Origin of the sequence: Azospirillum brasilense, assembly GCF_007827815.1 — a bacterium.
GTDB lineage: Bacteria > Pseudomonadota > Alphaproteobacteria > Azospirillales > Azospirillaceae > Azospirillum > Azospirillum brasilense_C.
Genome location: NZ_VITH01000002.1, coordinates 400,988 through 422,194 on the forward strand (window position 1 = coordinate 400,988; position 21,207 = coordinate 422,194).

General features: G+C 70.8%; 16 protein-coding genes. 7 read left to right on the plus strand and 9 right to left on the minus strand.

From position 1 onward, the window contains the following. The first annotated feature begins 171 nt into the window (after nucleotides 1-171). Nucleotides 172-645, plus strand: coding sequence for a CreA family protein (locus FBZ83_RS05825; protein WP_247888157.1), 474 nt, complete (start codon nucleotides 172-174; stop codon nucleotides 643-645). A gap of 320 nt (nucleotides 646-965) precedes the next feature. Here the strand turns inward: FBZ83_RS05825 and FBZ83_RS05830 are convergent, their stop codons facing one another. Both FBZ83_RS05830 and FBZ83_RS05835 read right to left on the minus strand, forming a co-directional pair. Beyond that, complete coding sequence (locus FBZ83_RS05830; protein WP_145681479.1) at nucleotides 966-2,027, minus strand: AbrB family transcriptional regulator; 1,062 nt, start codon at nucleotides 2,025-2,027, stop codon at nucleotides 966-968. Between the two features lie 19 nt (nucleotides 2,028-2,046). Next, entirely contained in the window at nucleotides 2,047-2,997 is a 951-nt protein-coding gene (locus FBZ83_RS05835) for a succinylglutamate desuccinylase/aspartoacylase domain-containing protein (RefSeq protein WP_247888158.1), read from the minus strand. A gap of 256 nt (nucleotides 2,998-3,253) precedes the next feature. Between FBZ83_RS05835 and FBZ83_RS05840 the strand changes: the two genes are divergently transcribed. Then, nucleotides 3,254-4,120, plus strand: coding sequence for an N-formylglutamate amidohydrolase (locus tag FBZ83_RS05840; RefSeq protein WP_145681481.1), 867 nt, complete (start codon nucleotides 3,254-3,256; stop codon nucleotides 4,118-4,120). 24 nt (nucleotides 4,121-4,144) lie between these two features. Here the strand turns inward: FBZ83_RS05840 and FBZ83_RS05845 are convergent, their stop codons facing one another. The 3 genes from FBZ83_RS05845 to FBZ83_RS05855 form a co-directional block, all read right to left on the minus strand. Then, nucleotides 4,145-4,993, minus strand: coding sequence for an NAD kinase (locus FBZ83_RS05845; RefSeq protein ID WP_145681482.1), 849 nt, complete (start codon nucleotides 4,991-4,993; stop codon nucleotides 4,145-4,147). Between the two features lie 227 nt (nucleotides 4,994-5,220). Next, nucleotides 5,221-6,246: a GTP 3',8-cyclase MoaA gene (gene moaA, locus FBZ83_RS05850; RefSeq protein ID WP_145681483.1), complete on the minus strand. Its 1,026-nt coding sequence runs from the start codon at nucleotides 6,244-6,246 to the stop codon at nucleotides 5,221-5,223. A 198-nt stretch (nucleotides 6,247-6,444) separates the two neighbouring features. Beyond that, nucleotides 6,445-8,514: a 4Fe-4S binding protein gene (locus FBZ83_RS05855; RefSeq protein WP_145681484.1), complete on the minus strand. Its 2,070-nt coding sequence runs from the start codon at nucleotides 8,512-8,514 to the stop codon at nucleotides 6,445-6,447. Between the two features lie 159 nt (nucleotides 8,515-8,673). On the opposite strand from FBZ83_RS05855, the gene FBZ83_RS05860 reads away from it, so the two are divergent. Next, entirely contained in the window at nucleotides 8,674-9,237 is a 564-nt protein-coding gene (locus FBZ83_RS05860; RefSeq protein ID WP_145681485.1) for a GNAT family N-acetyltransferase, read from the plus strand. Here the strand turns inward: FBZ83_RS05860 and FBZ83_RS31810 are convergent. The 3 genes from FBZ83_RS31810 to FBZ83_RS05875 form a co-directional block, all read right to left on the minus strand. Further along, the gene (locus tag FBZ83_RS31810; RefSeq protein WP_247888159.1) at nucleotides 9,234-11,093 is read right to left on the minus strand and encodes a response regulator; all 1,860 of its coding nucleotides are present in this window, start codon (nucleotides 11,091-11,093) and stop codon (nucleotides 9,234-9,236) included. The genes FBZ83_RS05860 and FBZ83_RS31810 overlap by 4 nt on opposite strands. Before the next feature lie 163 nt (nucleotides 11,094-11,256). Continuing rightward, the gene (locus FBZ83_RS05870; protein ID WP_145681486.1) at nucleotides 11,257-11,739 is read right to left on the minus strand and encodes an MmcB family DNA repair protein; all 483 of its coding nucleotides are present in this window, start codon (nucleotides 11,737-11,739) and stop codon (nucleotides 11,257-11,259) included. A 94-nt stretch (nucleotides 11,740-11,833) separates the two neighbouring features. Further along, on the minus strand, nucleotides 11,834-13,036 hold the full coding sequence (locus FBZ83_RS05875) for a sensor histidine kinase (RefSeq protein WP_247888160.1): 1,203 nt from the start codon (nucleotides 13,034-13,036) through the stop codon (nucleotides 11,834-11,836). A gap of 385 nt (nucleotides 13,037-13,421) precedes the next feature. Here FBZ83_RS05875 and FBZ83_RS05880 point away from each other — a divergent pair, with 385 nt between their 5' ends. The 4 genes from FBZ83_RS05880 to FBZ83_RS05895 all read left to right on the plus strand — a co-directional run bounded on the left by FBZ83_RS05880 (nucleotide 13,422) and on the right by FBZ83_RS05895 (nucleotide 20,634). Continuing rightward, a complete protein-coding gene (locus tag FBZ83_RS05880; protein ID WP_145681487.1) occupies nucleotides 13,422-14,897 on the plus strand; it encodes a hybrid sensor histidine kinase/response regulator in 1,476 nt (491 codons plus the stop codon). A 242-nt stretch (nucleotides 14,898-15,139) separates the two neighbouring features. Further along, nucleotides 15,140-17,377 carry a sensor histidine kinase gene (locus FBZ83_RS05885; protein WP_145681488.1) on the plus strand — a complete coding sequence of 746 codons (2,238 nt, stop codon included), beginning with the start codon at nucleotides 15,140-15,142 and terminating at the stop codon, nucleotides 17,375-17,377. Between the two features lie 582 nt (nucleotides 17,378-17,959). Continuing rightward, nucleotides 17,960-19,411 (plus strand): bifunctional enoyl-CoA hydratase/phosphate acetyltransferase, encoded by a 1,452-nt coding sequence (locus FBZ83_RS05890; protein ID WP_374191459.1) that lies wholly within the window; start codon nucleotides 17,960-17,962, stop codon nucleotides 19,409-19,411. A gap of 14 nt (nucleotides 19,412-19,425) precedes the next feature. Continuing rightward, nucleotides 19,426-20,634 (plus strand): acetate/propionate family kinase, encoded by a 1,209-nt coding sequence (locus tag FBZ83_RS05895; protein WP_145681489.1) that lies wholly within the window; start codon nucleotides 19,426-19,428, stop codon nucleotides 20,632-20,634. A 98-nt stretch (nucleotides 20,635-20,732) separates the two neighbouring features. On the opposite strand, the gene FBZ83_RS05900 is transcribed toward FBZ83_RS05895, so the two are convergent. Further along, nucleotides 20,733-21,089 carry a hypothetical protein gene (locus tag FBZ83_RS05900; RefSeq protein WP_145681490.1) on the minus strand — a complete coding sequence of 119 codons (357 nt, stop codon included), beginning with the start codon at nucleotides 21,087-21,089 and terminating at the stop codon, nucleotides 20,733-20,735. Nucleotides 21,090-21,207 lie beyond the last annotated feature (118 nt).

A 21,207-nucleotide genomic window follows, 5' to 3' on the forward strand; every position in this document is an offset into this window, starting at 1 on the left:
GGGAGTAGCGGGCCGGGGGACGCTTGACGGCGCCGGACCCCCGCCCGATTTAGGGGTATTCCAGGACCGCGCCCACGCGGCCCCGCTTCGCGATGACCGGAGTTCCACGAGATGCGCAGCCCGTTCCCTTCGATAAACGTTCGCCGCGGCCTGATGGTCCTGGCGCTATCCGTGCTGCCACCGATGGCCGCCTCCACCGCTGCTTTGGCCGAGGACGCCGTCGTCGGGCGTTTCTCCAACGACTGGACCGGCAACGGGCTTCAGGTGCAGGCGATCGAGGATCCGAAGGTAAAGGGAATCACCTGCCATCTGGTGGATTTCGACCGCAGCGTGCTCGACCGGCTGACCAAGGGGAACTGGTTCGAGGACCCGTCCAACGCTTCCATCGCCTGTCGGCGCACCGGGCCGCTGGTGATCGGCGACATCGAGCTGTCGCAGAAGGGCGAGGAGGTCTTTTCCGAGCGCAAGAGCCTGGTCTTCAAGTCCATCGCCATCCGCCGCATCTACGATCGGGTGAACGACACGCTGATCTACGTCGTCTACAGCCGGCAGGTGAAGGACGCCTCGGCGAAGATGGCCATCTCCAGCGTGCCGCTGATCGACACGAACCCCCAGTGGGAAAAGGGTAAACCTCCCGTGAAATGATCGGATGGCTTGCAATCGGGCGGGCGCGGCGCCATCATCAGGCTTGGGAGGCAGGGGCCGTAATCCCCCGCCTCCCGGCCCGATCACTGCCGGTTCAGAAGATCAAGGATCGCCTTGACGATCTGGAGCAGCAGGATCAGGAGACCGAGGATTTCCTTCATCCTCCGAGCCTCCTCGTTGAGCGGCGGGGTGATGGCCACCCATCACCCGTCCGCGCCTCCACCTCGCACGGGGCGCGGGATGGGCACAATGGAAACTCCACACATGCGCGTGCGGCGGATTGGCCGGCCGGGATTGATCGCCGGTTCGGCAGCGACTCGTCAGGCTTGGCCGCGGCGGGACCGCCACTTGCGCCACAGCAGGTAGACACCGGGCGCCAGCGTCACGATCAGGATGATGCGCACCATGTGGTGGGTGGCGACCAGCGCCACGTCGATGTTCAGCGCCAGCGCGACCAGCGTCATCTCGGCCAGCCCGCCCGGCGCGAAGGCGAGGATCAGCGCGGCCAGCCCCAGCCCCGTCGCCTCGTCGACCATCCAGGCCGCCGCCGTGGTGACCAGCAGCATCAGCCCGGTGAGGCCCAGCGCGGTCAGCCCGTCGCGCCCGATGCGGCGGATGTTCAGCCCGGTGAAGCGGCACCCCAGCGACGCGCCGATCACCACCTGGGCGGCGGCGACCAGCACACCCGGCGGCTTGCCCTCGGTCAGGCCGGCGAGGTGGATCGCGGCGGACAGCAGCATTGGCCCGACGATCTGGGCGGCGGGAATCCGCAGCAGCTTCGCCAGGGGGTAGCCCAGCGCGCAGGCGGACAGCAGCGCCACGTCCAGCGGGGCGAGCGACAGCAGGGGCGGGCCGAGCGTGCCGCGCCGCGACGGGTCGTAGAGGCCCAGCGCCTGGAAGGCGAAGGGGATCACCAGGACCACCAGCATCACCCGCAGCGCGTGGGACAGCGCCATGGTCCGGCTGTCGCCGCCCATCTGGGTGCCGACCATCACCATCTCGTTCAGCCCGCCGGGGGTAGCGGTGAAGAAGGATGTGGGCGGGTCCAGCCGGGCCGCGCGGCGCAGGTACTGTACGCCCAGCGTGGTCGCCAGCACGAGATAGACGGCCAGCGCGCTCAGCGACAGGCTCCATTCGCCGAGCCGCCCCAGGATGTCCGGGGTGAAGCCGCTGCCCAGCATCACGCCGAGGATCATGATCATGGCGTTGCGCAGCGGCTTCGGCACATGCAGCGCGACGCCGGCCATGGCGGCGACCGTGGTGGCGGTCATGGCGCCGATCATCCAGGCCAGCGGCAGGTGGAAATAGCTGAACAGCGCGCCCCCCGCCGTTCCCAGCGCGAGGGCGAGCGCGACGGGCCGGAGCCCCGGTCCGATGGTCATGCCGCCCGCTGTGTCCGGTTCACGGAACGATCCGACCCAGCCGGACGGCGGTCTGCCCGGTTTTGGGGCGCCGGGCCGGCATGATCAGCACGCAGTCGTCGTAGGGCGTCACGACCGGACGGTCGCCGTCGCGGCCGAGGACCGTTCCGGCGCGGGGAATGATCTCCATCCCCACATAGGGCTGGTCGAAGAAGAACTCGTCGGTTTCCGCGGTCACCGCTTCGGTCACCTCGACGGTGCGCAGCGGATCGGGGTGGCGGCGGATGTGGCGGTCGGCCAGCGACGGGGCGATCATCTCCTGGGCGAGCAGGAAACGCATGGCGCTTTCCAGGGCCACCAGCGCCGTCTCGTTCCGCCAGTGCTGGCCGCATTCGACCAGGATGGCGGTGCGCCGCCCGTCCGCTGCGGCGAAGTCCGCGTAATCGATCACCCGCCGCCCCGCCGCGTGCCCCTCGTCCGCGACGATCCAGGCCGGATAGCCGAGCCGGAGGGCCAGGGCGCGGGCGCGGTCGGTCCGCCCGCACAGCGTCAGGGGCGGCGTGTCCGCCGTCATGGAATGCAGATCGAGGATGACGTCCGCGGCGTCGAACACCGGGCGGAGCTGCCGGGCGCGGCGCAGTTCCGCGCTGTCGCGTGGGCCGTCCAGAACCTCCGGCGACCAGACGCGGTTCATGTCCTCATCGACGAAGCGGGAAGCGTAGGGGCGCTCGGCGTCGAAGCCTTGGTAGGCGGCGGTGTTGGCGAAGGCCAGGGTCAGCCGTCCGCGGGTGGGGCGGACGCCCAGCCGGAACAGCCGGTCCATCGCCACCGCCCCGCCGATCTCGTTGCCGTGGATCAGCGACACGATGACGGCGTGGGGGCCGGGACGACCGGACTCCAGCGTCGTGACGTGGTCGATGCCGGTGTTGCCGCGGCGGTAGGGGCCGATGTCCGGCGGCGTCAATTCAATCGGTGGCAGGGATTCGGTCAAGCGGATATCGCCTTTGCGGGTCTGGCCGGTGCCGGGCGCTGTCGCTGAATGGTCAGTATGGCGGAGAGTCCGGCGCCGCGCCAGCCCCACCATTTCCCCGGCCGATCATGTCCTTTGCCTTACCGGTGTATGACGGTTTTTGGTCGACGGGCACCCGGCCATCGTCTATACCCGAATCCATCCGCCGCAGCGCCCTGCTATGCCATCCGGGCAGGCACCCTGGCGCGTCGGAGCCGTTGGTACACCGGGGTCAGCCATGAGTTTCGTGATCGAGGACGTGCTCGTCCGCAACGATCCGATCGTCCCGCGCCTGCCGGTGTTCTTCGATTCACCGCACAGCGGCACCGTCTACCCGCGCGATTTCGCCTTCGTCTGCCCGCTGTCCACCCTGCGGCAGGCCGAGGACACCCATGTGGACGAGCTGTTCGCCCACGCGCCGGAGCATGGCGCGACCCTGCTCTGCGCCCTGTTCCCGCGCACCTACATCGACGCGAACCGGGCCATCGACGACATCGACCCGGGGCTTCTCGACGGGCGCTGGCCGGAGCCGTTGCGCCCGACGGAGAAGAGCGCCGCGGGCATGGGGCTGATCCGCACGCTGTGCCGTCCGGGGATGCCGCTCTACGACGGGCGGCTGTCGGTGGCCGAGGTGGCGGAGCGCATCGACCGTTACTACCGGCCCTATCATTTCCAGGTCGCCAGCGTGATGAACGATCTGGCCGCGCGCTTCGGCGCCGTCTGGCACGTCGACTGCCATTCCATGCCCTCAGCGGTCGGGCCGGCGGCGGCGCACAAGCTGGGCATGGATTTCGTACTGGGCGACCGCGACGGCACCACCTGCGAGCCGGGCTTCACCGCCCTGGTGGAGAAGGTTCTGATCGGGCTTGGCTACAAGGTCGCGCGGAACCATCCCTTCAAGGGCGTCGAGCTGGTGTCGCGCCATTCCAATCCGGCGCGGGGCCGCCATTCCCTCCAGCTCGAAATCAACCGGCGTCTCTACATGAACGAGGAGACCTTGGAGCGGAACGAGGGTTTCGCCCAGCTCCAGGCCGACCTGACCACGCTGACCCGGCGCATCTGCGCCCACGCGCAGGCCAGCACCGCTCGCCGCGCTGCCGAGTAACGTCCCAGCCGGGAACGGGCGCGGTTACGGCGAGAACTGCTCCTTGAGGATCCGCTCCTCGAAGTTCAGTTCCGGGTCGAACAGCAGGGTCAGCGCGACATCGCGCGCTTCTTCCACATCGACGCGGATGACCTCGCGCACCTCGGTCGAATCGGCCACGGCGCTGACCGGGCGCTTGACCTCTTCCAGGATGTCCACGGTGATCTTGGAGCTGTGCGGCAGCAGCGCACCGCGCCAGCGCCGCGGCCGGAAGGAGCTGATGGGCGTCAGCGCCAGCACCCCGGCGCCCAGCGGGATGATCGGCCCGTGGGCCGACAGGTTGTATGCGGTGCTTCCGGCGGGGGTGGCGACCAGCACGCCGTCGCAGATCAGCTCCGGCAGGCGGACGACGCCGTCCACGGTGATGCGCAGCTTCGAGGCCTGCCGCGTCTCGCGCAGCATCGACACCTCGTTGATGCCCAGCGCCTCCACCTGATCGCCGTTGCAGCGGGTGGCCCTCATGCGCAGGGGGTGCAGCGTGACGCTCTGGGCGCTGGCCAGCCGCTCGGCCAGCTCGTCCTCGCGGAAGACGTTCAGCAGGAAGCCGACCGAACCGCGGTTCATGCCGTAGACCGGCGGCGGGTTGTGCCCGTCGCGCTTCAGCGCGCGGTGCAGCGTCTCCAACAGGAAGCCGTCGCCGCCCAGCGCCACCACGACGTCGGCGTCCTCCAGCGGCGCGTTGCCGTAGCGGTGGACCAGCCGGGTGCGCGCCCGCATCGCCTCTTCCGTGTTCGCCGCGCAGAAGGCGATGCGGAGGTCGGCGGGCTTGCGGGGATCGGGCGCCAGCGGGTCCAGGGTCGGATCGGCGGGCAGCTTGGCGGCGGTTTCGGTCATGTCACGGGGACCATAGCGCAGAGTGCCCGGTTGCAGAAGGCCGCTTCGGTCGACGGGCGGGGCCGTCGCACTTCATGTCCCTCTCCCGCCCCGGGAGAAGGTCAGGGTGAAGGGGGTGAGCTTTTGCCGAACGCACCACCACGTGCAACCCCTTCACCCACCCCACGCCTGCGGCGTGGGTCCCCTCCCTCTCCCCAGAGGGGCGAGGGCGCTCGGCTGCGGGCGGATCATCCGCCGGTCACGCTCATGTGGCGGGGGACCGCCGGGCCCTGGTGGCGGCGGTCGATGATGAAGTCGTGGCCCTTGGGCTTGCGGGCGATGGCGTCGCGCACCGTCTGGACCAGCAGCCCGTCGTCGTCGCTGAGGCGAAGCGGGGTGCGCAGGTCGGCGGCGTCCTCCTGGCCCAGGCACATGTAGAGGGTGCCGGTGCAGGTCAGCCGCACGCGGTTGCAGCTTTCGCAGAAATTGTGGGTCAGCGGCGTGATGAAGCCGATGCGCCCGCCGGTCTCCGCCACCCGCACATAGCGGGCCGGGCCGCCGGTGCGGTAGTCGATCTCGTCCAGGGTCCAGCGCTTGGCCAGCTCCGCCCGGACGAGGCTGAGCGGCAGATACTGGTCGAGCCGCGCCTCGTCGCCGATCTCGCCCATCGGCATGACCTCGATGAAGGTCAGATCGAAGCCCTGCTCGCCACACCAGCCGACCAGCCGGTGAAACTCGTCGTCATTCACGCCCTTCAGCGCGACCGTGTTGATCTTGACCTGGAGCCCCGCCTCCTTGGCGGCCTGGAGCCCGCCCAGAACCTTGTCCAGCCGGCCCCAGCGGGTGATCGCCTGGAACTTGTGGGGGTCCAGCGTGTCGAGCGACACGTTGATCCGGCGCACGCCGGCCTCCGCCAGATCCCCGGCGTACTTGAACAGCATGTTGCCGTTGGTGGTCAGCGTCAGCTCGTCCAGGTCGCCGGCCTTCACGTGGCGGCCCAGGCTGTGGATCAGCTCGTGGATGCCCTTGCGGACCAGCGGCTCGCCGCCGGTCAGCCGCAGCTTGCGGGTGCCCAGCTTGACGAAGGCCGAGCAGACGCGGTCGATCTCCTCCAGCGTCAGCACCTCCGCCTTGGGCAGGAAGCTCATGTCCTCCGCCATGCAGTAGACGCAGCGGAGGTCGCAGCGGTCGGTGACGGACACGCGCAGATAGCTGACGGTGCGCCCGAACGGATCGACGAGCGGGGCGGCGGCGGTCGGCGGAACGGTCGTCATCGTCAGGCTTCTCCCCAGGGGGGTCCGTGTCATGCGGTCCGGATCGCGATTATGACCCCGAATCCGGTTCTGATATATAGGTTTGCGTTGCGGCTTTTTCGCCACCTGGAATTTCGGGGGCAGGAAACCACGCCACGCGACGCCGGAGCTTGACGGGGATCAAGTCGCGGCGCCGCTCGGTGCGAGGCGTCCGGCCGGTCAGTGGACGCTGCCGCCATCCGGGCCGCCGCCCTTGCCGTTCTGGGCCTGCTCGCGCTCGCGCAGATAGTCCTCGGTGGTGCGCGGCGCCCGGGGCGCGCCCAGGGCGAAGGGCGAGTCGCCCCGCTCGAACTGGTCGACGACGCGACAGTCACCGCACATGCGCATGCGGTCGGCGGCCTCCGGCGTGGCGAACATGGCGTGCCGCCCGGCCAGCACCGCGACGATCTTGTCGATCGAGGACTTGGTGGCGAAGGGCTTGCCGCACTTGACGCAGCAGAAGGGCTCCTCCTCCTTCAGCACCTTGGCGCCGCGGGCGCTGTCGCGGAAGTCGATCTCCGGGACCAGAGCGATGACCTTCTCCGGACAGGTCGTCTTGCACAGGCCGCACTGCACGCAGGCGTCCTGCGAGAAGGACAGCATCGGTTTGTCGGCGTTGTCGAGCAGCGCCCCGGTCGGGCAGGCGCCGACGCAGGACAGGCAGAGCGTGCAGCCCTCCGTCATCACCTGCACCCGCCCAAAGGGCGCGCCCGGCGGCAGCGGCAGCACCTCGATCGGCTCCGGCGCGACCTTGTGCAGATGGCGCAGCGCCAGCATGGTGACGGTGCGCTTGCCGCCCATCGGCAGGAAGGTGCCGGGAGCCGGAGCGCCCTGGCGCGGCAGGTCCCACAGCTCGGCGGCGACCGCGTCGGGGTCCTGGGCGTCGATGATCGACACCCGGCCCGAGCCGTAGCCCAGGCCCGCGATCGCCGTCTCGGCCAGACCGATCTGGCTGGCCAGCCCGGCGGTCTCGCCGGCGTTGCCCGGCCCGACCAGAACGCGCACCCGCGCAGCACCATAGGCCAGCGCCGCCGCGAACACGTCGAAGCCGAGCTGCGTCACCTCGTTCACCGCGAAGGGCAGCACGCGCGCCGGCAGGCCGCGCCCGTGGCGCGCGATCAGCGAGATCATCTCATCGCCGTGCCGTGGGTCGTGGACGAGCAGGACCGGCTCCGTCCCGCCGGCCTTGGCGTAGGAGGAGAGCAGCGTGCGCAGCCGCTCGTAGACCGTCTGGAGCGGCGGCAGGGCGTAGGTGCTGGCCCCGGTCGGGCAGACCGAGGCGCAGGAGCCGCAGCCGGCGCAGATGTGCGGGTCGATCGCCACATGGTCGCCGTTCGGCGTGATGGCGCCGGTCGGGCAGACCTCCAGGCAGCGGGTGCAGCCGGTCTTGCGGCTGCGCGAATGGGCGCAGAGGTCGGCCTTGAAGTCGATGTAGCGCGGCTTCTCAAACTCGCCGATCAGATCGGCGGCCTCGAACACCGCCTTGGCGACGGCGGCCGGGCTGTCCGGGTCGGGGCGCAGGTAGCCGTCGCGCTTGCCGTGCGCGGGGAACAGCGGCGCACCGCCGGTCAGGTCCACGATGACGTCGCAGCGCGAGGCGGCGCCGTGCCGCGGCTGTTCGAAGCCCAGCACGGCGCGCGAGGCCGGAAGAGCCGGGGCGTAGTCGTCCACCACGATCTCGAAATTGCCGAGCCAGCCCTTGGCGGCGCGGATGGTGCCCTTGAAGACCGGCACGTCCATGACGCGCGGCGGGGCGACGTCCTTGGGGGATTTCAGCAGAACGGTGACGTCCAGGCTGCCGGAGAGCTGCCGGGCGACCTCGATGGCGCGCTCGTCGGTGCCGTAGACCAGCGCGGTGCCTTCCGACGCCAGGGTGATGGTGCCGGTCGGCGGGATGTCCATGGCCGCCTCGGCCAGCAGGGCGGCGATCTTCGGTCCCGCCAGCGCGCCCTCGTCCGACCAGCCGGCGCGCTCGCGGATGTTGGTGAAGGCCAAGGTGGCGTCAGGATTGTCCTGGGCGGCGATCTCCGCGAACAGCGGGGCCTCCTGGTTGCAGGCGACGAGCAGCGGGGCGCCCTCCGCCACGCGCGCCTCGAAGCGGTCGAGCTGGGTGCGGCAGAGCTGGGTGGCGACCGACAGCTCGCCCTCCGCCCCCGCCGCGGCCCCGCAGGCCCTGGCCAACGCCTTGCCGTCGAGCGCCATGCTGTGGGCGCAATCGCAGACGAGCACCGTCCGGCCGTTGATCTTCATCGCTTCCAATCCCTTGCCCTGAAAAAACCTGCCCTGAAAAGCCCTGTTGCACACAGCGCGTTCCAGTTCTGTACATATCGGCTGGGTGGCACGGTTGCGACAGCAAAATGCGTGCGGCAGGATGGCCGTCCACCCCTTACCCGTCGGACCCGTCCCGCCATGACCAGCGCCCCCACCGTCCGCGACGCCCGCATCGAGGATGTCCCCGCTTTCCAGCGGATCTACGAGCACCATGTCCTCTATGGCGTCGGCACCTTCGAGGAGGAGCCGCCCGACGCGGCCGAACTGGAGACGCGCTTCCGCGCCATCACCGGCGCCGGGTTGCCTTGGCTGGTCGCCGAGCGCGACGGGGTGGTTCTGGGCTACGCCTACGGCAGCGCCTACCACGTCCGCTCCGCCTACCGCTTCACCATCCAGGATTCCGTCTACATCGCCGAGGAGGCGCGCGGCCGGGGCCTCGGGCGCCTGCTGCTGCAGGCGTTGATCGACCGCTGCGTGGCGCAGGGCTACCGGCAGATGGTGGCGCTGGTCGGCGGATCGGAGAACACCGGCTCCATCGGGCTGCACGCCGCTCTGGGCTTCCGCACCTGCGGCGTCGTCGAGGCCGTGGGGCTGAAGTTCGGGCGCTGGCTGGACGTGGTCATGATGCAGAAGGATCTGGGAGCCGGGCGGTCGGACATTCCGCAGGGCCAGGGGCCGGGCCAGCCGGTGGCGGTGCGTTAGCCGCCGTCGCTCCACCGCTCCAGCGCGGCGAGCGCCGGCGGGACGGCGTCGTCCAGCGCGCGGCGCCGGGCGTCGGGGTCGTCTTCGCCCTCGCGCCCGCCCCCGCCAGCGTCCAGCGTGGCTTCGAGCGCCCTTGCGGCGCTCCGCAGGGCCACGCAGCCGTAAATTCCGGCCACCCCGGCGATCTTGTGGGCCATGGCCCCGGCGGTCGCCCGGTCCCCGGCGTTCCAGGCCTGCTCCAGCGCGGCGTGGTAGCCGCGCAGCGTGACGAGGGTGTTGGCCACCAGCGTGGCCACCCGTTCCGCCGGCAGATGCTCGCGCATCTGGCGGATGGCCTCGTCATCGAACACCGGCGGGCCGGAGTCATGCTCCGACGGCGGGTGTTCGATGACGGTGGGGGGCGTGCCGGTGGCGCCGGACAAGCGGTCCAGCAGGGCCGTCAGGGCGGGCAGGCGCAGCGGCTTCTCCAGGACGGCGTCGGCCCCCGCCGCCCGGCAGCGCTCCGCCGCGCCGGGGACGGCGGAGGCGGTCAAGGCGACGATGCGCAGCCCCGCCGCCCCGGTTCCGGCGCCTTGGGGAAGGGCGCGGATGCGGCGGGTCGCCTCGACCCCGTCCATTTCCGGCATCTGCATGTCCATCAGGACGAGGTCGTAGCGCTCCCGCTCCACCGCCGCCACGGCGGCCCGCCCGTCGCCCGCCAGCGTCACCGCGTGGCCGGCGCGGCGCAGCAGCATGGCCGCGGCCTGCTGGCTGACCGGCTCGTCCTCCGCCAGCAGGATGCGCAGCGTCCGCTTGCCGGGCGACTCGCCGGTCCGTTCCGCCGGGGGATGGGGCGCGCGGGGGGCGCGGGTCCGCGCCACGCCCAGGCCGGTCGCGAGGATCGCCAGTCCGGTGAGCAGCCCGACCCCGACCGGGGCGGCGGCCGACAGCTCCGCCTCCACCCGGCGTGGGGATGCGTTCACTCCCTCCCGCGTTCCGTCCCGCAACCCGTCACGCAGGGCCAGCGCGCCGTGCCCGGTCCGCTGGACGAGGTCCGCGGCGGTGCCGCGCAACAGCGCGGCGATCCCCGCCGCCTTGGCGGTCAGCGCCTCCTGCTCCTGCCGCAGGTCGAAGAGGTTCTGCTCGTCCATGCCCAGCGCAACGAGCTGGCGCGCCGCATCGGCGCGGCGTGGGCTCGCGCCGTCGATCGGCAGATTGGCCAGTGCGTCGAACAGAGCCCCGGCGGCTTTGCGGAAATCGTCCCGCGCGGCCGAGGCCGGAGCCGTCGCCGTCCCAGCGGCGAGCAGCCGGAGGGCCACCGCCTGCCGTGAATCGTCGATCCGGCGCAGGGGGGCGCCGTCCGGCGGCGCGTGCGCGGCGGCGAGCGCCGCGGCCAGAGCCTCGCTGCGCGCCGTCACCTGCTCGGTGAGGTCCTGAAGGTCGCGCTGCACGGTCAGGCGGCGCTCGACGGCGGCGTTCAGCTCGTCCGCTTCGGCGCGGATGGACTGGGTGGCGAAGCGCAGCTCGGCGCGCCACTCCCGCGGCAGGGTGTCCAGCGTGGCGCCGAGCTGCTGGGTGCGCTGGCGCAAGGCGTTGTGGGCGGTCAGCCGGTGCTGGGCGGTGCGCGCCGATTCCAGCTCGGCCGCGTTGGAGGACAGGCCGGCGGCCAACTCCGCGACGCGCATCAGGTCGAGCGCCTCGTCCAGGCTGCGGGTGGCCTGGCCGCGGGCGCGCGCGTCCATCTCGGCCAGGGCGAGCCAGACGGAGCCGCCGGCACCGGCGCCGGCCAGCAGAGCGGCCAGGACGAGCGCGCCGATCCCGCCGGCGCCGATTCCGAAGCCGCTTGCCCAGGCGGTGCCGGTTTTGGGGGATTCCATGCGCGGGCCGCCGTCCCGATGGTGCGTTCGCGCCGCGGCGGCTGGCCCGGCGTCCTGTGCGTGCATGTCCGGCCGCCCGTTCCCGTTCATGGCGCAGAGTACACCGGCTTGGCGAGGCTTTGCCATGGCGCTTCGGTTGGGTGGGGCGGCCGGGCCGGGGGCGTCACACCGGCGAGGTGTCCTGGGTCCAGGACGGGTCCTCGATCCGGTGCAGGCGCCCGGCCCCGGTCAGCGCGGCGCGCAGGGTCAGCGCCTTGCGCCGCGCCGGGGCGAGCCGGTGCTCCGGCGCCGCGCGCAGGATCTCCGCGCCGTAGGCATCGGCGACCATCAGGCCGCAGTCGTCGGGAATCAGCTCGGATGGGAAGGCATCGTCCACGGCGAAGTAGAAGGCGTCGCACCAGTCCCGGTACTCCGGCCATTTCTGGTCGGCCCGGAAATCGGCCACGCAGCTCTTCACCTCGACGATGACGACGGTGCCGGCGCCATCCATCGCCAGGACGTCGGCGCGGCGCCCGCTGGCCAGCCGGAACTCCGCCATGCTGACGAAGCCGCGCGCGGCCAGCGCCCGGCGCACCCCGCGGAAGATCGGGACGGCGCCGCCCGCCGGCATCGGCGGCTCGTCGCCCTGCAACAGGATATCGACCATTTGAAACGGAACAGTTCAGGAACGAAGGGGCACAATGACCCGGCTTGGCGGCTTTGCCAAGGGACTTCTGCCGAACGTGGGCCGCGCGAAAGGGTCAGGCGCGGGCGCCGGTGTGGGTGTGCGGCAGGCTGCGCCGCGGCGGGAACATCAGGATGGCCGTCGTGCCGGCGCCGGGCTCGCTGTAGAGGTCGAGCCGCCCGCCGTGCATCTCCATCAGCCGCTTGACCACGGGCAGGCCGATGCCCGCCCCGGCGGCGCCGCGCGGCACGGCCATGTCGGCGCGGCCGAAGGGTTCCAGGACGCGGGCCAACTCGTCCTCGGCGATGCCGGCGCCGGTGTCGGCCACCATCAGCCCGATCCCGCCGTCCGGCATGGGGCTGGCCGACACCATCACCTGCCCGCCCGAGGGGGTGAACTTCACCGCGTTCGACAGCAGGTTGGTCAGCATCCGCTGAAGCGCCCGCGCGTCGCCGTAGAGCAGGGGCAGCTCGGCGGACAGATCCTCGCCGATGTCGACGCCGCGGGCCGCCGCCTTGTCGCCCATCTGGGCGAGCGCCTGACGGGCGGCGTCGGCCACGTTGATGGCCTCCTCCTGCATGTCCGTCCGGGCGGTCTCGCTCTGCGAGAGGTCCAGGATGCCGTCGATCAGCGACAGGAGATGCGTGCCGCTGGCGTGGATGTCCGCGGCGTAGCTGCGGTAGCGGGGGGAGCCGAGCGGGCCGAAGGTCTCGGCCAGCAGCACCTCGGAGAAGCCCAGCACCGCGTTCAGCGGGGTGCGCAGCTCATGACTCATGTGCGCCAGGAATTCCGCCTTGGCCCGGTGGGCGCGGTGCGATTCCGGAACGACGGGAACCTCGGCGCCAAGCTCCACGAGGGACACGCAGACGGTCGGCGCCGCGCGGCCGGAGCCGACGGAAGCAGGGTCGAGCGGGGTGGCGGCGATCCGCCAGCGCGCGCCGCCGGGGGCGATCACCAGGCGGCGCACGGTCTGCTTTTCCGTCAGGCAATCGGTGAGACCGGCGAACAGGCCGGCCCCTTCGCCGTCCTGGAGATCATCGGCGCGCAGCCGGCGCCCGGCCAGAGGATGCCCGAACAGCCGCTCCGCGGCGCGGTTGGCCGTCAGCCACTCGAAATCACGGATGGCGCCGGTGTCGTCACGGACCGCGGCCAGAACGCCGATGCCGTCGGCGAGCGCCGCCATCGCCGCGCCCAGCAGGGCATCGTCGCCCCGTGCATCGTTCCCCTGTGCACGGTTGGCCGAACCGTTCCCGTCGGGATCGCCGCCGTCCAACAGCACAGCAGAATCCGCGCCAGCCGGCGTTGCCGCCTCCGGTTGTCGGTCGCGGAAAGGGGTTTCGATCACGGCATCCATTGGTCGCATAGTCGAAAAATTTTGAGAAGCATGCAACCGACAAATTGCGACAGATCCCGTCGTTACTACGGTGCCCGGAGTGATGCTCATGGCCTTTTCTTGACTTTTATATAAAAGCACGTTGAATTGTTCGCATGGCCAGCGGCCGCTGAGGCTGTGCCGGGCGCCGTGCCCGAAGCCGGGCCGAATAGTCCTGTCGGTGATCGGACGAACGGTGGGCTTGATCCTTGGCGCCGCATCCGTAGCCTGTTCGCACGGGACCACTTCCGGTCGCCGGCAATCCGCGTGCACGCAGTGGGGGACGCCGCCCGTGACGAGCGATGGAGCTTATCCGCATGGGGCGGGACGGCACGGCGCGGTCCTGGTCTTCGACGCCGACGACCGGCTGACCGGCTGGAACGAGGCGGCGGAGGCGCTGGCCGATGCCGACCGCCTTCTGGTCCAGGGAGCGCTGCCGGAGGCGCTGGCGCCGCTGTTCCGCGGATTGCCCCCCGGCCACACCGTCACCGACTGGCCGCTCAGCGGCGGCGGGTTCGTCCGCCGCGCCACCGGCGACGAAACCGCGGGCGGCGGACCCTCCGGCGGCGGGACCGCGGCGGGCGCCGACCTGTCGGGCCGCCTGTTCGCCGCGGCCAGCCACGACCTGCGCCAGCCGCTGGCCGCCCTGTCGCTGTTGCTGGGGGCCTTGGAGGGGCGGCTCGACGGGGCCGGGGCTCACGGCGGCAAGGGCGCCACGGGACGCGCCGGCGCCCTCAACGATCCGGCGGCGCGCGACCTGCTGAACGCCATGGGCAACGCCGTCCAGTCGCTGCGCGGCATGGTCGACGGGCATTTCGATCTGGTGCGGCTGGAGGCCGGTCTGGTGCAGCCGGACATCGGCGCCCCCGTGGTCAACGGCATCCTGACGCGGATGGCGCTGGACGCAGCACCCCGCCTCGACGGGCGGGGTCTGCGCTTCTCGGTGCTGCCCTGCTCGGTGCGGGTGGCCACCGACGCCTCGCTTCTGGAGCGGATTCTCCAGGGATTCGTCGCCAGCACCCTGCGCCACACGGAGCGGGGGAGGGTGGTGCTCGGCTGCCGGCGCCGGGGGCCGGATCTGCGGATCGAGCTGTGGTCCACCGGCCGCGGCCTGCAGCCGGACCAGCTTCTCGCCCTGCGGGAGGAGATCCGGCGCCCGGACGGGGCGGGAGACCCGTCGGTGATCGACCTCGGGTTGCGTCTTGCCTGCGGTCTGGCGCGGCGGCTGGGGCACCGGATCGAGGTGGACTCGGCGCCCAGCCGCGGCACCATGCTGGCGGTGCTGGTGCCGCGGGCGGCGGACGGCGCGGACGACCCGCCGGCCGCCGCGGAGCCCCCCGGCCCGGCCGGGGTCATCGTCACGGAGCCCGGCGAGGATGTTAGCCGCGCCCGCGTGCTGGTCATCGAGGACGATCCGATGGTGCTGGAGGCGCTGGGCGCGCTGCTCGGCCAATGGGGCTGCGCGGTCGTCGCCGCGGACTCGGTGGATGCCGCGCTGGAGCGGCTGGGCCCCGGCCCGCAGCCGCCCGACCTCGTCATCTCCGACCTGCGGTTGAAGGGGGCGATGAACGGGATCGTCGCCATCCGTCAGATCGGCAAGGCGCTCGACGCCACGCTGCCCGGCCTGATCCTGACCGGCGACACCGACCCGATGCGCCTGCGCGAGGCGCGGCTGTCCGGCTATCCGCTGCTGCACAAGCCGGTGGCGCCGATGGCCCTGCGGGGGGCGGTCGCCCGGCTTCTCGGACGCGAGCGGCTGAAATCCTGAAAAGGTTTCGGGTCGCTCTCAAGCGGCGATCCCCAGCGTGCGTCCTGTATTGCAAGATTGACATCGAAATGAGCGCGCAATGACCTTGCAAACGACAATCAATAGTCGGCCGCCCGCATGTTCTCGTCGGAACATACTATCCATTTGGGAGGATAATGGCTTTTCCATTATCGAGGCGTGGGGCCGCTTGCTATAGTCGAACGATCCGACGATTTCGGTGATAGCCGTTGGGAACGGGTGGCATGCCGCTGTTGGACAAAAGGAGACGGGTCTCGTTTGCGGTCCCGGTGCTGGTCGCCGCGGGCCTGACGCTGACTCTGGGCGCCTTTTTCCAGATGCGCGCGGCGAACCGCGAGGCGGAGCGCGCGCAGCACGAGCGGCAGTTCACCCAATTCCACGACGCCCTGACGGAGCGGATCGGCAGCCACGCGCTGCTTCTGCGCACGCTGCGCTCGGCCTTCTCGGACGCCCGCCCGGCCACCCGCGACGCCTTCGCGGCGGCGGTCCGGCCGATGATGCCCCTCTATCCCGGCCTGTGGTCGGTCACCTGGGTGCGGCGGGTTCCGCCGGCCGAGGTTCCGGCGCTGGAGGCGGACATGAGGGCCGCCGGACGGAAGGACTTCGTCGTTCAGGATGGGGACGACGGGGGGGAGACCCCGGCGGCGGCCCCGGGCTCGTCCCAGGGGGATCTGTTCGTCAACACGCTGGTGGAGCCGGAGCGCGGCGGGGCCTTCACGCAGGGGGTCAACATCCTGTCGCTGCCCAACCGGGCGGAGGTGCTGGCGCGGGCCTGCGCGTCGGGCGAACTGACGGCGACGGAGGCCCTGCCGCCGCGCCAGCAGGGAGAGACCGGGCGCAGCATCGGCCTGTATCTTCCCGTCTACCGCTATCCCGTGGACGAGATGGACGGCGCCGACCGCTGCGCGGAGGTCGCCGGCTACGTCTCCTCGGTCTTCGGCATCGCCCGCCTGCTGGAGGAGGCGGGCAACCGCGTGAACGGTCTGCACGGCGCCGTGCATTTGCTCGACGGGCCGGCCGGGGACGGCGGGCGGGTCCTGGCGTCCCGCGACCTCGACGCCCTGTCGGCGAGCCGGGAGGGCGTGCCCTTCGGCGAGATCCGCAAAGAGGGCGAGACGGTGGTCGAGCGCGATCTGGCGATCGGCGGGCGGCGCTGGACCCTGGCCCTGGCGATTCCGCCCGAGCCGCGGCTGACGCCGGCCGATTATCCGGCCTGGATCGTCCTGGTGATGGGGCTTCTGCTGACCGGCGCCCTGGCCGGCTACACCCGGCGCGAGGCGCAGGCCAAGCGTTTCCTGGTGACCGAGGCCCGCGCCCGCGCCGCCATGGCCCGCGCGCTGCGCGAGAGCGAGGAGCGCTTCCGGATGGCGCTGCGCCACTCGCGCGTCGCCGTCTTCAGCCTGGACCGCAACCTGCGCTACATGTGGATGTACAACCCGCAGACCGGCCGGGCGGCGGAAAACTTCATCGGGCGGACCAACGCCGGACTCCACGCGCCGGACGACGCGGCCCGGCTGGACGCGGTCAAGCGGGGCGTGCTGGAGAGCGGCACCGGCGCCCGGCAGGAGGTCCGCATCGGGATGGCGCCCGGCCCGGAGCAGGTCTTCGACCTGATCGTCGAACCGCTGCGGGACGAGGCCGGGGCGGTGTCGGGCGTGATCTGCGCCGCCATCGACATTTCCGACGGCGTGCGCATCCGCGAGGCGCTGGCCGAAGCCCACGCCGAGGCGGAGCGGGCCAACCGCGCCAAATCGCGCTTCCTGGCCGCCGCCAGCCACGACCTGCGCCAGCCCTTCCAGGCGATGAGCCTGTTCCACCACATCCTGTCCGCCCGCCTGTCCGACGCCAAGCAGCGGGAGGTGGCGGACAAGCTGGGCGAGGCGATCGCCGCCGGCAACACGCTGCTCAACACGCTGCTCGACACCTCCGCGCTGGAGGCCGGCAACGTCAAGCCGCGCCCCACCGTCTTCCCCTTCCAGGACATCGCCGACCGGCTGAACAGGGAGTTCGCCGAGCAGGCGGCGAGCAAGGGGATGGTGCTGCGGATGGTCCCGACCTCCGCCTATGTGCTCAGCGATCCGGTGCTGCTGGAGCGCATGGTGCGCAACCTGCTGGTCAACGCGCTGCGCTACGCCGGAACCGGGACGATCCTTCTCGGCTGCCGGCGCCGCGACGGGCAGGCGGTGGTCGAGGTGTGGGACACCGGGCCGGGCATTCCCACCGACCAGCTCAAGCTGATCTTCGACGATTTCTACCGCTGCGGCACCGACCAACGGGACAGCGGGCGCGGGCTGGGGCTGGGGCTTTCGATCGTCCGGCGCACCGCGAACATCCTCGGCCATCAGGTCGATGTCCGGTCGCGCGTCGGCAAAGGCACGGTCTTCTCCATCGCCGTCCTGATGGTCGGCGACCGCCATCACCCGTTGCCCGAGGAACCGTCCACCTCGGTGGCGAGCGCCTGAGCCCGCCTGGCGCCACCATGCGCGCGATGGGTGTGTGCGCTGCGAAATCGGCAGGGATGGGCTGATATTTTCGTCACCTTTTCACGAAAACCCCAACGAACCGTCAATCCTGCCCCTCCGCGCGCAAGGTCTTGCCATGCTGCGCCCGCTCAGTGATACAATGCTGCGCGAGCGGTTTGTCGTGCTGGGAAGTAACCGGAATCCGTCGTCCAACCGCTTGACATAGGTCATGGGGTGAGACCTTGGGCCGTCGTAAGACCGTGACGGAACGAGACTTCCGCCAGCCGGCAACGACGGGCGGCGCGGGGTGCGGCGGGGCCGGCGGAACCGGCGGCGACCGGGGGGTGCGACATTGTTGCACCGCAACGGAACCGCGAAATGCGCCACCCTGTCACATCTCTTTCACGGTGCCACGCTATTCAGGGCACCCCGAACCGGCCCTTGCCGGTCGGCCCTTGCCGGGCCGGCCGATCCAGGGGCCCAACAAAAAGGCCGCGGACGACAGGGCGATCCGCAGGCCGGGAGGATTCGGCCCGGGGATCATGCGTTTCCGAGCCGCTATCCGATTGAGGAGCTTCTCCAATGGACCGTGTTACCGCGCCCGCCACCCCCGACTTCGGCAAGAACGGCTCAGCCATGATCGAGAACGTCACCTTCGAGGAAATCCAGATCGGCCAGCAGGCGAGCCTGTCGCGGCGTCTGACCATGTCCGACATCGAGCTGTTCGCCACGGTGTCCGGTGACATCAACCCGGCGCACCTCGACGAGGAGTATGCCGCGGACAGCCAGTTCCACAAGGTGATCGGCCACGGCATGTGGTCGGGCTCGCTGATCTCCGCCGTGCTCGGCACGCTGCTGCCGGGGCCGGGAACGATCTACATGGGCCAGGACCTGCGCTTCAAGCGCCCGGTGGGCTTGGGCGACGTCATCACCGTGACGGTCACCGCCAAGGAGAAGCACGGCGAGAAGAACATCGTCGTCTTCGATTGCGTGGCGCGCAACCAGGACGGCAAGGAGGTCGTCTCCGGCCTCGCCGAGGTGATCGCGCCGACCCGCAAGGTCCGCCGCGCCGCGCACGAGCTGCCGCAGGTCCAGGTCATCCGCCACGACGGCCATGACGAGCTGCTGGGCAAGACGGAGACGCTGCCCCCGGTGCCGACCGCCGTCGTCCATCCCTGCGACGAAAGCTCGCTGAAGGGCGCGGTCGAGGCCGCCGAGGCCAACCTGATCGACCCGGTGCTGATCGGCCCGGCCTCCAAGATCAAGTCGGTCGCCGAGGCCCATGGGCTGGACATCAGCCGCTACCGCATCGTCGACGTGGCGCATTCCCACGCCTCGGCCGAGACCGGCGTCCGGCTGGCCCGCTCCGGCGAGTGCGAGGCGGTGATGAAGGGCAGCCTGCACACCGACGAGCTGATGGCCGAGGTCGTCCGCAAGGAGACCGGCCTGCGCACCGGCCGGCGCCTCAGCCACGTCTTCGTGATGAACGTGCCGACCTACCCGCGCACGCTTCTCATCACCGACGCGGCGATCAACATCTACCCGACGCTGGAAGACAAGGTCGACATCGTCCAGAACGCCATCGACCTCGCCAAGGTCCTGGGCGTCGAGACGCCGCGCGTCGCCATCCTGTCGGCGGTCGAGACGGTGAACCCGAAGATCGCCTCGACGCTGGAGGCGGCGGCGCTGTGCAAGATGGCCGACCGCGGCCAGATCAAGGGCGGCATCCTCGACGGCCCGCTGGCCTTCGACAACGCCATCAGTCTGGAGGCCGCCCGCACCAAGGGCATCGTCTCCGAGGTCGCCGGCCAGGCCGACATCCTGCTGGTTCCCGACCTGGAGGCCGGCAACATGCTGGCCAAGCAGCTCTCCTTCCTGGCGAACTCCGACGCCGCCGGCATCGTGCTCGGCGCCCGGGTGCCGATCATCCTGACCAGCCGCGCCGACAACGTGCGCACCCGTCTGGCGTCCTGCGCCGTGGCCGTCCTGGCCGCCGCCGCCCGCCGCCGTGGCGCCGCCGCCGCGGCCGAGTGAGAGGGGCGACCGTCATGACCAGCCAGAACGCGGGTGGCGGCAACGCCATCCTGGTCATCAACGCCGGTTCCTCCAGCCTGAAATTCTCGGTCTTCCGGGAAAGTGGGGCGGGGGGGCTGCGGGTCACGATCAACGGCCAGATCTCCGGCATCGGCACCGAGCCGAAGTTCGAGGCCAAGGACGCCGCCAAGACTCCGCTGGCCGAGCGGGTCTGGACGGCGGGCGAGCCGTCCGACCGCACCGCCCTTCTGGCCTTCCTGCTGGAATGGATCGAGGGGCGGCTGGACGGGGCGAAGCTGCTGGCCGCCGGCCACCGCGTCGTGCACGGCGGCACCCGCCACGCCGCCCCGGTGCTGCTGACCCCGGCGGTGATGGAGGAGCTGGAGGGCTTCATCCCACTGGCGCCGCTGCACCAGCCGCACAACCTCGCCGCCATCCGCGCGCTGGCCGAGGCCCATCCCGAGCTGCCGCAGGTCGCCTGCTTCGACACCGCCTTCCACCGCGGCCAGCCCTGGCAGGCCCAGATGTTCGCCATCCCGCGGGAGCTGACCGACGAGGGCGTGCGCCGCTACGGCTTCCACGGCCTGTCCTACGAGTACATCGCCCGCCGCCTGCCGGAGCTGGCTCCGGAACTGGCCGATGGCCGGGTGGTGGTCGCCCATCTCGGCAGCGGCGCCAGCATGTGCGCCATCCACGCCGGGCGCAGCGTGGACAGCACCATGGGCTTCACGGCGCTGGACGGGCTGCCCATGGGCACCCGCTGCGGCAACATCGACCCCGGCGTGCTGATCTACCTGATGCGCCAGAAGGGCATGGGCGCCGACGCCATCGAGAAGCTGCTCTACAACAAGTCGGGTCTGCTCGGCGTGTCGGGCCTGTCCAACGACATGCGCGCCCTGCTGGACAGCGAGGACCCGCACGCCGAGGAGGCGGTGGAGCTGTTCTGCTTCCGCATCGCCAAGGAGACGGGCGCGCTCGCCGCCTCCATGGGCGGCATCGACGCGCTGGTCTTCACGGCCGGCATCGGCGAGCGTTCCGCCCCGGTGCGGGCGCGGGTGGGCGACAAGCTGGCCTGGCTCGGCGTGGTCCTCGACCCGGCGGCCAACGAGGCCAACGGCCCGCTGATCTCCGCCCCGACCAGCCGCATCCCCGTCTACGTCATCCCGACCGACGAGGAACAGATGATCGCCCTGCACAGCCGCAAGGCGCTGGAGACCGCCTGATCGGCGGTCCGTCCGGTGCCGTCGCATGACGGCTGAATGAAGAAGGCCCGCCGTCGCAACGGCGGGCCTTCCTTCTGCGGGGGGAACGGTCCGTTTTTTTACAGACCTTTCCAGAGTTTCAGGTACTCGATCAACTTGCGCGTGTGGGCCGGCGGCGGTTGGTGGAAACGGGCGACGAGGCCGGCCTGCTCGTCCATCTTCACGACGACGCCCCGGCAGGCGAAATCCGAATGTTCCTCGCCAAGCCGGAAGAGGATGCGGAAGTCGAACTGCTGCTTGGCGATCAGGTCGCCGTCATAAGGGCGGATGCGGAAAGACCCGAGGACGAACTCCTCCGGCACATATTCGTGGCTGTCGATCCGGATGGTTGGAGGATCGGTAGGGCGTTCCTTGGCGGACGCCGTGGAAGCGGCGGTGGATTTGCCTCGTCCGCTCAATTTCGACAACCACGACATGGCGGCCCAGGCCCCTTCCAGACAACATCGTGACAGAACTGCAATTGTCCGGAGTTTCGGACCTATTTCCTTTAATAATGGTTAAGCTTGATCCGCCAGCGAAAATGGTCTGATTTTC

What these genes read in the sequence shown, in the direction of transcription:
- FBZ83_RS05830 (WP_145681479.1), bottom strand. Translation starts at nt 2,027, where the DNA reads ATGACCATCGGACCGGGGCTCCGGCCCGTCGCGCTCGCCCTCGCGCTG.
- FBZ83_RS05840 (WP_145681481.1), top strand. Translation starts at nt 3,254, where the DNA reads ATGAGTTTCGTGATCGAGGACGTGCTCGTCCGCAACGATCCGATCGTC.
- FBZ83_RS05845 (WP_145681482.1), bottom strand. Translation starts at nt 4,993, where the DNA reads ATGACCGAAACCGCCGCCAAGCTGCCCGCCGATCCGACCCTGGACCCG.
- moaA (WP_145681483.1), bottom strand. Translation starts at nt 6,246, where the DNA reads ATGACGACCGTTCCGCCGACCGCCGCCGCCCCGCTCGTCGATCCGTTC.
- FBZ83_RS05855 (WP_145681484.1), bottom strand. Translation starts at nt 8,514, where the DNA reads ATGAAGATCAACGGCCGGACGGTGCTCGTCTGCGATTGCGCCCACAGC.
- FBZ83_RS05860 (WP_145681485.1), top strand. Translation starts at nt 8,674, where the DNA reads ATGACCAGCGCCCCCACCGTCCGCGACGCCCGCATCGAGGATGTCCCC.
- FBZ83_RS31810 (WP_247888159.1), bottom strand. Translation starts at nt 11,093, where the DNA reads ATGGAATCCCCCAAAACCGGCACCGCCTGGGCAAGCGGCTTCGGAATC.
- FBZ83_RS05870 (WP_145681486.1), bottom strand. Translation starts at nt 11,739, where the DNA reads ATGGTCGATATCCTGTTGCAGGGCGACGAGCCGCCGATGCCGGCGGGC.
- FBZ83_RS05885 (WP_145681488.1), top strand. Translation starts at nt 15,140, where the DNA reads ATGCCGCTGTTGGACAAAAGGAGACGGGTCTCGTTTGCGGTCCCGGTG.
- FBZ83_RS05890 (WP_374191459.1), top strand. Translation starts at nt 17,960, where the DNA reads ATGGACCGTGTTACCGCGCCCGCCACCCCCGACTTCGGCAAGAACGGC.
- FBZ83_RS05895 (WP_145681489.1), top strand. Translation starts at nt 19,426, where the DNA reads ATGACCAGCCAGAACGCGGGTGGCGGCAACGCCATCCTGGTCATCAAC.
- FBZ83_RS05900 (WP_145681490.1), bottom strand. Translation starts at nt 21,089, where the DNA reads ATGTCGTGGTTGTCGAAATTGAGCGGACGAGGCAAATCCACCGCCGCT.